This is a genomic window from Streptomyces sp. NPDC047014 (assembly GCF_040644195.1).
GTDB lineage: Bacteria > Actinomycetota > Actinomycetes > Streptomycetales > Streptomycetaceae > Streptomyces.
In genome coordinates, this window is the sequence record NZ_JBEYVX010000135.1 from 1 (window position 1) to 10,748 (window position 10,748).

Consider the following 10,748-nt stretch of genomic DNA (forward strand, 5'->3'; position numbering starts at 1 on the left):
CCCACCCGCCCCCCCCCTTGACCCCCCCCGCCATAATCACACACGTCCCCACCCCGACCCTCTCCCGATGGGGCCGGGGCGGCCGACTCGGCCGGGGCGCCGGAGCCGTCGTCGATGACGGCCAGCTCGGCGCCGACCTCGACGGTCTCGTCCTCAGCGACCTTGATCGACGCCAGGATGCCGGCGACGGGCGACGGGATCTCGGTGTCGACCTTGTCGGTCGAGACCTCGAGCAGCGGCTCGTCGGCCTCGACGCGCTCGCCCTCGGCCTTCAGCCAGCGGGTGACAGTTCCCTCGGTGACGCTCTCGCCGAGCGCCGGAAGGGTTACGGAAACCGACATGGTTTCTGTTGCTCCTTACGAAAGTGCGGAAGTGGTCGTCGCGCCCGTGACGAATCAGTCGTGGGAGTGCAGCGGCTTGCCGGCCAGGGCCAGGTGGGCCTCGCCCATCGCCTCGTTCTGGGTCGGGTGCGCGTGGATGAGCTGCGCGACCTCGGCCGGCAGGGCCTCCCAGTTGTAGATCAGCTGGGCCTCGCCGACCTGCTCGCCCATCCGGTCACCGACCATGTGGACGCCGACCACGGCACCGTCCTTGACCTGGACGAGCTTGATCTCGCCCGCAGTCTTGAGGATCTTGCTCTTGCCGTTGCCCGCCAGGTTGTACTTGAGGGCGACGACCTTGTCCGCGCCGTAGATCTCCTTGGCCTTGGCCTCGGTGATGCCGACGGAAGCGACCTCGGGGTGGCAGTACGTGACGCGCGGGACACCGTCGTAGTCGATCGGGACGGTCTTGAGACCGGCCAGACGCTCCGCGACCAGCATGCCCTCGGCGAAGCCGACGTGCGCGAGCTGGAGGGTCGGGACGAGGTCACCCACGGCCGAGATGGTCGGCACGTTGGTCTGCATGTACTCGTCGACGAGGACGTAGCCGCGGTCCATCGCGACGCCCTGCTCCTCGTAGCCCAGGCCCTGCGAGACCGGGCCGCGGCCGATGGCGACCAGCAGCACCTCGGCCTCGAAGGTCTTGCCGTCGGCCAGCGTCACGCGGACGCCGTTCTCCGTGTACTCGGCCTTGTCGAAGAAGGTGCCGAGGTTGAACTTGATGCCGCGCTTGCGGAAGGCGCGCTCCAGCAGCTTGGAGCTGTTCTCGTCCTCGACGGGCACGAGGTGCTTGAGGCCCTCGATCACGGTCACGTCGGAGCCGAAGGACTTCCACGCCGAGGCGAACTCGACGCCGATGACGCCGCCGCCCAGGATGATCGCGGACTCGGGCACGCGGTCCAGGACCAGCGCGTGGTCCGAGGAGAGGATGCGGTTGCCGTCGATCTCCAGGCCCGGCAGGGACTTCGGCACGGAGCCGGTCGCGAGCAGGACGTGGCGGCCCTGGACACGCTGGCCGTTCACGTCGACGGAGGTCGGCGAGGAGAGGCGGCCCTCACCCTCGATGTACGTCACCTTGCGGGAGGCGACCAGGCCCTGCAGGCCCTTGTACAGGCCCGAGATGATCTCGTCCTTGTACTTGTGCACCCCCGCGACGTCGATGCCCTCGAAGGTGGCCTTCACGCCGAACTGGGCGGATTCGCGCGCCTGGTCCGCGATCTCGCCCGCGTGCAGCAGAGCCTTCGTGGGGATGCAGCCGTTGTGCAGGCAGGTGCCGCCGAGCTTGTTCTTCTCGATCAGCGCAACGTCGAGACCCAGCTGCGAGGCGCGAAGGGCCGCGGCGTAACCGCCACTGCCACCGCCGAGGATCACTAGGTCGAAAACGGTGCTGGCGTCGTTCGCCACGTCACGTCCTCCATGCTGTGCGCCGGGCACCGGTCCTCTGTGACCGGGCGGCGGCTGGTAATCGGCCGCTTGTATCTTCGGCCCTGTGGTGGGGGCCCTGTCCTGCCGAGAACCCATCTTCGCATTTGTCGGGGGAGTGCGGGACGCCGGGCCCACGATGTGACAGGGCGTTCTGTCCGAAGTGATGCCGAAGTGATGGTTACCACCGCGTAGAAACCTACGGAATCCGTGGTGGCGGAGCCGCACCCCGGGACCGGAGCGGTCCCGGGGTGCGGCACGTCACACTCGCGGGGGTCAGCCCAGGTCGCCCGTGGCGGTGCGCTCGGCCAGCCGGACCAGGGTGCGCACGGCCGAGCCGGTGCCGCCCTTGGGGGTGTAGCCGTGCGGCGCGCCCTCGTGGAAGGCGGGGCCGGCGATGTCGAGGTGGGCCCAGGTGATGCCCTCGCCGACGAACTCCTGGAGGAAGAGGCCGGCCACCAGGCCGCCGCCCATGCGGACGCCCATGTTCGCGATGTCCGCGGTGGGGGAGTCCATGGTCTTGCGCAGCTCGGCGGGGAGCGGCATCGGCCAGGAGGACTCGCCGACCTCCTCGGCGATCTCGTGGATCGAGGTACGGAAGGCGTCGTCGTTCGCCATGATCCCGAAGGTACGGTCGCCCAGGGCCAGCACCATCGCGCCGGTCAGGGTGGCCACGTCGACGATCGCGTCCGGGTTCTCCTCGGACGCCTTGGTCAGCGCGTCGCCCAGGACCAGGCGGCCCTCGGCGTCGGTGTTCAGGACCTCGACGGTCTTGCCGCTGTACATGCGCAGCACGTCGCCCGGCTTGGTGGCGGAGCCCGAGGGCATGTTCTCGGCGAGCGCGAGCCAGCCGGTGACGTTGACCCGCAGGCCGAGCTTGGCGGCGGCGACCACGGAGGCGAAGACGGCGGCGGCGCCGGCCATGTCGCACTTCATCGTCTCGTTGTGGCCGGCCGGCTTGAGGGAGATGCCGCCCGAGTCGTAGGTGATGCCCTTGCCGACGAAGGCCAGGGTCTTCTCCGCCTTGGGGTGGGTGTAGGTGAGCTTCACCAGGCGCGGCGGGTTCTCGGAGCCCTTGCCGACGCCCATGATGCCGCCGTAGCCGCCCTTGACCAGGGCCTTCTCGTCCAGCACCTGGACCTTGACGCCGTTCTCCTTCGCGGCCGCGGAGGCCACGGCGGCGAACGCCTCGGGGGTCAGGTCGTTCGGCGGGGTGTTCACCAGGTCGCGGGCGACGTTGACCTCGGTGGCCACGACGGTGGCGCGCTCGACCGCGGCCTTGTGCTCCTTGTCGCGCGGCTTGGCGCCCACGAGGAGCACCTCGGCGAGCGGCTGCTTCGGGCCGGAGTCCTTGGCGGAGCCCTTGCCGTTGCCGGCCTTCTTCTCGCCGCCCTGGTACGCGGTGAAGGTGTACGCGCCGAGCAGCGCGCCCTCGGCCACGGCGGTGACGGCCGAGGCGTCGTCGAGGGGCAGCGCGAAGGCGGCCTTCTTGGTGCCGTGCAGGGCGCGGGCGGCGGCACCGGCGGCGCGGCGCAGCACCTCCTCGTCGAACGACTCCTCCTTCTCCGGGACGGAGCCGAGGCCCACCGCCAGCACGACCGGGACCTTGAGGCCCGCCGCCGGGGCCGGCAGCTTGGTGACCTCGCCTTCGGCGCCCGAGGCGCCGAGCGCGTCGAGGACACCGGCGAGCTTGCCGTCGTACGCCTTGTCCACGGCCTCGGCGCCGGCGGCGAGGACGGGGCCCTTCGGGCCCTTCGCGACACCGACGACGAGGACGTCGGCGCGCAGCGTCGCGGCACCGGCAGTGCTGAGAGTCAGAGCAGTCACGGTGGTGAAGTCTCGCTTCCGTTTGTGTGTGTGGGCCGAGTGGGTGGACGGCCGTCCGTAGCGATCGTATTCGGGGCCCGACGGCCGCCGGCAACGAGCCTACGCGCACGTCCTCGTCCGTACGTCACTCGAAGGTTTGGCAGGGTGTTCGATCAAGCGGCCATCAGGTTCACCCATCTGTGGACTCTGCCCCAGGTTTGCCTCACGGACCTCACGAGGTCCGAAAGACTCGGTCCACTCTCGCAAGGGGACGCGGGGTCCCTTTGCATGATTTCCACAGAGCCTCCCACGGCCCGGCACACCGCCTGAGGCCGCGTCGAGGGACGCCTGCGGGGGGAAAGGCCGAAATGGTCCACAAGAACCGGATGAACAGGCTGGCCGCCGTCATGGCGGCGGCCGCCCTGGTATCCGTGGCAGTACCCGCCGCGACCGCCACGGCGGCCGCGACACCACCGCGGATCGACCTCAAGGTGCTCGTCGTCGACGACGGCGGCAGCTCGGTCGAGGCCATCACCGCGGAGCTCCGGGACACCGGAGTGCCGTACACCCGCGTCCAGCTGGGCAGCGCGAGCCGCCCCGTCATCAACGCGGCGTTCCTCAGCGACACCGTCGACGGCCGGCCGCGCGCCAAGTACCAGGGCGTCGTCCTGCCGAACGAGAACCCCTTCGGGGAGGGCTCGGCCGAGATGGCCGCGCTCGCCTCCTACGAGACGGCGTACGGGATCCGCCAGGTCGACGCCTACACCTGGGCGCACCCGGGCGTCGGCCTGGAGTACACCGACAACGGCGGCTACAGCGGCCAGCTCGACGGCACCCAGGCCGCGGTCACCGCCGCCGGCAAGGCCGGGCCCTTCGCCTACCTCGGCGGACAGGTCGCCTTCGAGGACAACTCGCCGCTGGTCCCCGAGAGCTACGGCTTCATGGGCAAGCCGCGCCCCGGCTACACCAGCTACGTGGACGCGCCCGTCGGCTCCGGCCGGGCCTCCCTGGTCGGCGAGTACACCCACGACGGCCGCAGCGAGCTCGTGGTCACCTTCGGCTACAACCAGCACCAGCAGCAGTTCCGGCTGCTGGCCCGCGGCATCGTCGACTGGCTGACGCAAGGGGTGCACCTCGGCCAGAGCCGCAGCTACTTCGCGGTCCACGTCGACGACGTCTTCGCCCCCGACGCCCGCTGGAACAAGGAGCTGAACTGCACCCCGGGCGACTACGCCTGCGCCGGCGGCGAGGGCAAGGAGAGCACGATCCGGATGAGCGCCGCCGACGCCGTGTACGCGGCGCAGTGGCAGACCTCCAAGGACTTCAAGCTCGACATGCTCTTCAACGGCGGCGCCGGCGAGGAGTGGAAGGCGGAGAACGGCGGGGTCGACGCGATGACCGCCCAGCTCGTCGCGGACCGCGCCAAGTACCGCTGGATGAACCACACCTACACCCACCCGTTCCTCGGCTGCGTGCAGAACACCGCCGTCACCCCGTGGACCTGCACCAAGAACGCCCAGGGTGCGATCCAGTACATGAGCCGCGCCGAGATCTCCGCCCAGATCCGCGACAACAACAACTGGGCCGCCGCCAAGGGCATCACCCTGGACCGGACCGAGCTCGTCACCGGCGAGCACTCCGGCCTCAGGACCGCCCCGCAGCAGCCCGCCGACAACCCCAACCTGGCCGGCGCCCTCGCCGACAACGGCGTCAAGTGGGCCGGCAGCGACAACTCCCGCGAGCCCGACCAGCGCGCCGTCGGCGCGGCCCTCACCGTCCCCCGGCACCCGATGAACGTGTACTACAACACGGGCACCAACGCCGAGATGGCCGACGAGTACAACTGGATCTACACCAGCCGAGCCCACGGCGGCAGCGGTGTCTGCGAGGACAACCCGGCCACCTCCACCTGCCTGCCGGCCCCCCTCGACGTCAACACCGGCTACGTGGACTACATCGTCCCCGCCGAGGCCCGCACCGCCCTGCGCCACGTCCTCGCCAACGACCCCCGCCCGCACTACGTCCACCAGTCCAACCTGGCCGAGGACCGCACCCTCTACCCCGTGCTCAACAAGGTCCTCGACACCTACCGGGCCCTCTACGCGCCCAGCGCCCCCCTGGTCAACCAGTCCATGAAGGACACCGGCGTCGAGCTCCAGCGCCGCGCCGCCTGGGACAAGGCACTCGCCGACGGCAAGGTCACCGCCTACCGCATCGGCAAGGACGTCACCGTCAAGGCGCCCTCCGGGGTCACCGCCCCGGTCACCGCCCCCAACGGCACCAAGAAGCAGATGCTGCTCGGCACCGCCGACTTCGGCACCGCCTACGCCGGCAGCCGCTCCGCCTGGACGGCACCCGAGCTGATGCAGAGCGCCGTCACGCTCAAGCTGCCCAGCTGACCCACCCGCACCACACCACCGGCACCACCTGCTGCCGGCGCCCCGCACCGCCGGGCGCCGGCCCCTTTTCCGTCCTGGGGGGACACACCGCATGAGTCATGGGCGTCATGTCACCATGCTCACCGAAGGCACCTACCCGCACGTCCACGGAGGCGTCAGCACCTGGTGCGACCAGCTCGTCCGCGGCATGCCCGAGGTCGACTTCAACGTCATAGCCCTGACCGGCTCCGGCCGGGAGCCGGTCACCTGGGAACTGCCGCGCAACGTCTACCGGCACACCGCCGTCCCGCTCTGGGGACCGCCCCCGGCCAAGGGGCGGCGCGGACAGCGGCTGCGCGGCCGGGCCCTGCGCCGCTTCACCGAGGTCTACGAGAGCCTGCTGCTCACCCTGCTCGACCCCGCGGGCGGCGGCGCCCGCCACGACTTCTCCACCGCGCTGCGCGAACTGGCCTTCCTCGCCCGCGGCGGGAAACTCGCGCCCGCCCTCCGCTCAGAATCGGTTCTGCGCCTGCTCATGGACGTCTGGACCCGCCCCGGCCTCACCACCGCCGCGGCCGCGCCCACCATCCACGACGCGCTCACCGCCACCGACCTGCTGGAACACGCCCTGCGCCCGCTCAGCGTGCGCATCCCGCCCGACAGCGTCGCGCACGCCGTCAGCAGCGGCCTCGCCACCCTCCCCGCGCTCGCCGCCAAATACCTCGACGGGGTGCCCTTCCTGCTCACCGAGCACGGCATCTACCTGCGCGAGCGCTACCTCGGCTACCGCACCGCCGAACAGCGCTGGCCCGTCAAGGCCCTCATGCTCGGCTTCTACCGCGAGCTCAACACCGAGGGCTACCGGCAGGCCGACCTCATCACCCCCTGCAACCAGTACAACCGCCGCTGGGAGGAACGCGGAGGCGCCGACTCCACACGCATCCGCACCGTCTACAACGGCGTCGACCCGCACGCCTTCCCCGAGGCCGGCCCCGAGCCCGAGGTGCCCACCCTCAGCTGGTGCGGCCGCATCGACCCCATCAAGGACCTCGAAACCCTGATCCGGGCCTACGCCTTCATGCGCCGGGAACTGCCCGCCCTGCGGCTGCGCCTCTTCGGGCCCGTCCCGGCCGGCTGCGAGGAGTACCGGACGCGCCTGGAGAAGCTGGCCGCCGAACTCGGCGTCACCGACGGCATCACCTACGAGGGCCGCATCGAGGACGTGGCCGGCGCCTACGCGGCCGGCTCCGTGGTCATGCTCTCCAGCATCAGCGAGGGCTTCCCGTTCAGCATCATCGAGGCCATGTCCTGCGGGCGCACCACCGTCTCCACCGACGTCGGCGGCGTGCGCGAGGCCGTCGGGGACACCGGACTCGTCGTCCCGCCCCGCGAGCCCGAGACCATGGCCCGCGCCACCCTCGCCCTGCTGCGCGACGACGCCCGCCGCGCCGAACTGGGCCGGATGTCCCGCCGCCGGGTCGTGGAGAAGTTCACCCTCCACCAGTCCGTGGACGGCTTCCGGCACATCTACCGCGAACTCGCCGGCCAGCCCGTGCTGCCCGTGCACGCCGACGACCCCTGGACCCAGCGGCTCGCGGACCCCTGGTACCGCGAACTCGCCACGGACAGGAGCCCCTGGTGAGCGGATCCCTCTGGCTGCGGCCCCCCGGAGCCTCCTCCGGCACCCTCCCGGCCGTCCCGCGGCCCCGCACCGGCGACGACCCCGGGCCCGCCGCCGACCCGCTGGACGAACTCGCCGCCCGGCTCGGCGTGTTCATCGCCGCCGCCGTCCACCCCGACGAGATCGCCGCCGTCCTCGAATCCGACGGCATGAACGACGAGTACATCCGGCTCACCTACGGCCGCCAGGACTCCTTCGCCCTTGCCGAGGAGCTCTACGCCCGCGTGCCCCGCTCCTTCCCGGAGCCGGGCCCCGCCGCCGACCCCTGGAAGGTGTCCCTCTCCGCCTGCCTGCTGCGCGGGGTGATCTTCGCCCTGCCCGGCCTGGCCTACCTGCTCGGCGCCCCCCTCCTCGAAGGCCCGCAGGACCGCCTCGGCCTGCCCGCCGGCACCCTCACCCTGCTCGCCGGAGCCCTCATCGGCTGGGTCTGGGACCAGACCCTCTCCCACCGCGCCTACTCCTGGCTCGGCCTCGGCGACCGGGCCGCCGCCGGGCGCACCCTGCTCGTCGGAGCCCCCGCCGGAGCCCTGCTCGGCACCGCCGCCGCCCTCACCGTGCCCGGCGGACCGCCCTTCTCCTACGCCTTCGCCGCCGGCCAGGCGTGCTACGTCGGCGCCGCCACCGTCCTGCTCGTCCTCGGCCGGGAGCGGGTCCTGCTGGCCGCGCTCGCGCCGATGGCCGCCGGAGCCGTCCTCGTCCTCCTCGTGGACCTGCCCGTGCCGCTGCGCGTGGCCCTGCTCCTCGTCTCCCTGCTGGCCGCCTGCGCCCTCGCCGTCCGGGAACTGCCCGTCGCCGACGGGGTACGGGCCACCGCCGCCCGGATCCGCGGCCTCACCGCCCGCCGTCCCGGCCGGGGCCCCGTGCGCTGGCGGATGCTGCGCGGCGCCGAGGAGGAGTACGCCGTACGCGGGCCACGGCTCGGGGACTCGGTGCCCTTCGGGGTCTTCGGCCTGGGCACCGGCCTGCTCGTGCTCTACGCCGCCCTCGGCGAAGTCCTCGCCGGAGGCCCCGCCGAGGCGGTCGCCGCCCCCTCGGCCGTCGCCCTCACCCTCAGCATGGGCCCCGCCGAATGGCTGCTCCACCGCTTCCGCAGCGGCACCCTGTCCGGGCTGCGCGGAGCCCGCTCGCCCCGGGCCTTCCGGCGGCGCATGCTCCGTACCCTCGCCCGCTGCCTCACCCTCTACCTGGCGGTCCTGCTCGCCCTCGGGCTCACCGGGACCCTGCTGTGGCCGGGCGCCCCCGGGCTCACCGGGGTGCGCGTCGCCACCCTCCTGCTGCTCGGCGCCGTGATGTGGAGCGGGCTGCTCCTGCAGTCCTTCGGCGCGGTCCGGCCCGCGGCCGTCGTCTGCGCCTCGGCCGCCGTCGCCCAGAGCCTGGCCCTGCTGACCGGGATCGGCCAGCCGCGCGTGGTCCAGCTGGCGGTCGCCGGCACGGCCGCCGCGGCCCTGGCCGTCCTGGTCTGCCTGTTCCTCGGCCGGGCCACCGCCCACCGATGACGCACGAGAAGAAGGACCCCATGCTGCTGGTGCCCCTGTACGAGCATCCCGCCGACCGGCCCGAGTTCTGGGACCGGCTCATCCACTGCGCCGACCGGCTCCACTCGGTGGTGCTCAACCCGGGCAACGGCCCCGGCTCCGCCCCCGACGAACGCTTCGCGCAGGTCGCGGCACGGCTGCGGGACGCGGGGGTGCCCGTACTCGGCTACACCGACACCGACTACGGGCGGCGCCCGCACGCCGCGGTGGTGCAGGACCTGCTGCGCCACCGCGACTGGTACGCCGCCGACGGGGCCTTCCTCGACCAGGCGTCCGCCGACCCGGACCTGCTCCCGCACTACGGGCGGCTCGCCGTCGCCGCCCGCGCGGCGGGCGCCCGCACGCTCGTCCTCAACCACGGGGTCCACCCGCACCCCGGCTACGCCCGGCTCGCGGACCTCCTCGTCACCTTCGAGGGCCCCTGGGACGCCTACCGCGAGGCGGAGGCCGTGCCGTCCTGGACCGCCGACCATCCGGCGCACCGGTTCTGCCACCTGGTGTACGCGGTCCCGCCGGGGGCCCTCGCGGCCCGGCTGGCGGGGGAGCTGGCCAGCGAGCGCGGGGCGGGCGTGCACTGCGCCGTGCCCGGGAGCGGGCCGCATCCGTGGGGGACCCTGCCGTACGCGCTGGAGGAGGCGGGATGAGGAAACGTACCCTCGCGTCGGCGCTGTCCCTGCTCCTTCTGCTGCTCGCGGGGTGCACCTCCTCGCCGGACGACGACGAGGAGCCGGTCCGCTGGCCGGAACTGGCCCCCGGGCAGCGCTGGCAGCCGCCGCCGGGCACGGCCTGGCAGTGGCAGCTGACGGGCCGCCTCGACACCTCGGTGAAGGCCCCCGTCTACGACGTGGACGGCTTCAACACGAGCAAGGAGCAGGTCGCGACGCTCAAGAAGGCCGGGCGCAAGACGATCTGCTACCTCTCCACCGGCGCCTGGGAGGACTTCCGCCCCGACGCGGGCGCCTTCCCCAAGGACCTGCTCGGCAGGGGCAACGGCTGGGAGGGAGAGCGGTGGCTGGACATCCGGCGGGTGAAGGAGCTGGAGCCGCTGATGGCGAAGCGGATGGACATGTGCCGCGAGAAGGGCTTCGACGCGGTGGAGCCGGACAACATGGACGGCTACGCGAACACCTCCGGCTTCCCCCTCACCGGGGACGACCAGCTCCGCTACAACCGGCTGATCGCCCGGCTCGCGCACGACCGGGGGATGTCGGTGGGCCTCAAGAACGACCTGGACCAGATCCCGCAGCTGGTGGGCGACTTCGACTTCGCGGTGAACGAGCAGTGCGCGGAGTACGAGGAATGCGACCGGCTGACCCCCTTCATCGAAGCGGGCAAGGCGGTCTTCCACGCGGAGTACGACCTCCCGCCCTCCCGCTTCTGCGGCCGCTCACGCACACTGAAACTGAGCTCGATCCAGAAACACTACGACTTGGACGCCTGGCGCCGCACTTGCCCGTGACCAAATCCAGCCTCGCCGGCCACGCCGGCGCCCGCGAGCACCATCACATTGCCGAGCAGGTGGATGCGCTGGATCCCGTACAGCCCG

At 72.1% G+C, this 10,748-nt stretch carries 8 protein-coding genes; 5 read left to right on the top strand and 3 right to left on the bottom strand.

What is annotated here, in order from left to right; genetic code table 11:
• From ABZ873_RS32755 to ABZ873_RS32765, 3 genes are all read right to left on the bottom strand, one after another.
• A partial coding sequence (locus ABZ873_RS32755; protein ID WP_360880049.1) for a biotin/lipoyl-containing protein occupies positions 1–341 on the bottom strand: 341 nt, incomplete at its 3' end.
• Between the two features lie 54 nt (positions 342–395).
• Positions 396–1,784: a dihydrolipoyl dehydrogenase gene (lpdA, locus tag ABZ873_RS32760; RefSeq protein WP_360880052.1), complete on the bottom strand. Its 1,389-nt coding sequence runs from the start codon at positions 1,782–1,784 to the stop codon at positions 396–398.
• Between the two features lie 294 nt (positions 1,785–2,078).
• Complete coding sequence (locus ABZ873_RS32765; RefSeq protein WP_360880055.1) at positions 2,079–3,629, bottom strand: leucyl aminopeptidase; 1,551 nt, start codon at positions 3,627–3,629, stop codon at positions 2,079–2,081.
• 347 nt (positions 3,630–3,976) lie between these two features.
• Here ABZ873_RS32765 and ABZ873_RS32770 point away from each other — a divergent pair, with 347 nt between their 5' ends.
• The 5 genes from ABZ873_RS32770 (at position 3,977) to ABZ873_RS32790 (ending at position 10,661) form a co-directional block, all read left to right on the top strand.
• Positions 3,977–6,007 (top strand): hypothetical protein, encoded by a 2,031-nt coding sequence (locus ABZ873_RS32770; protein ID WP_360880058.1) that lies wholly within the window; start codon positions 3,977–3,979, stop codon positions 6,005–6,007.
• A gap of 91 nt (positions 6,008–6,098) precedes the next feature.
• Positions 6,099–7,628 carry a GT4 family glycosyltransferase PelF gene (gene pelF, locus ABZ873_RS32775; protein WP_360880061.1) on the top strand — a complete coding sequence of 510 codons (1,530 nt, stop codon included), beginning with the start codon at positions 6,099–6,101 and terminating at the stop codon, positions 7,626–7,628.
• Entirely contained in the window at positions 7,625–9,163 is a 1,539-nt protein-coding gene (locus ABZ873_RS32780) for a hypothetical protein (protein WP_360880064.1), read from the top strand. Before pelF ends, ABZ873_RS32780 begins: the two co-directional genes overlap by 4 nt.
• Positions 9,160–9,846, top strand: coding sequence for a spherulation-specific family 4 protein (locus ABZ873_RS32785; RefSeq protein ID WP_360880067.1), 687 nt, complete (start codon positions 9,160–9,162; stop codon positions 9,844–9,846). Before ABZ873_RS32780 ends, ABZ873_RS32785 begins: the two co-directional genes overlap by 4 nt.
• A complete protein-coding gene (locus ABZ873_RS32790) occupies positions 9,843–10,661 on the top strand; it encodes an endo alpha-1,4 polygalactosaminidase (protein WP_360880070.1) in 819 nt (272 codons plus the stop codon). Before ABZ873_RS32785 ends, ABZ873_RS32790 begins: the two co-directional genes overlap by 4 nt.
• Positions 10,662–10,748: the final 87 nt, after the last annotated feature.